This window comes from Streptomyces sp. SP18CS02, from assembly GCF_036322365.1.
Taxonomy (GTDB): Bacteria; Actinomycetota; Actinomycetes; order Streptomycetales; family Streptomycetaceae; genus Streptomyces.
This window is the reverse complement of sequence record NZ_JAQYXC010000265.1, coordinates 1-457: the sequence shown is the minus strand read 5'-3', so window position 1 is coordinate 457 and position 457 is coordinate 1. Positions and strand designations below refer to the sequence as shown.

Annotated in this window: 1 protein-coding gene; it reads left to right on the top strand. The window is 75.3% G+C overall.

The genetic code is table 11. The features are described 5' to 3' along the window. Positions 1-457 (top strand): condensation domain-containing protein (locus PUR26_RS07795; RefSeq protein ID WP_329870543.1); only part of this gene is annotated, 457 nt, incomplete at both ends.

The window sequence follows — 457 nt, the reverse complement described above, 5'->3', positions numbered from 1 at the left end:
CGCGTGCGACGGGTGGTCGCTGGCGCCGCTGGTGCGGGACCTGGCCGAGGCGTACGGGGCCCGTGCGCGGGGGCGCGCGCCGGACTGGTCACCGCTGCCGGTGCAGTACGCCGACTACACGCTGTGGCAGCGCGAGCTGCTGGGGGACGAGGACGACCCCGCGAGCCTCCTCGCCTGGCACACCGCGCACTGGAAGGCCACCCTCGCCGGCCTCCCCGACACCCTCGTGCTGCCCACCGACCGGCCACGCCCCGCCGTCGCGAGCCATCACGGCGACATCGTGCCGGTGCACCTCGCACCACGCCTCCACCAGGACCTGCTCGATCTCGCCCGCAGCAGCGACTGCACGCTGTTCATGGTCCTCCAGGCGGGGCTGGCGGCGTTGCTGACCCGTCTCGGGGCGGGGACCGACATTCCGCTCGGCACGGCCGTCGCGGGGCGTTCGGACGAGGCCCTG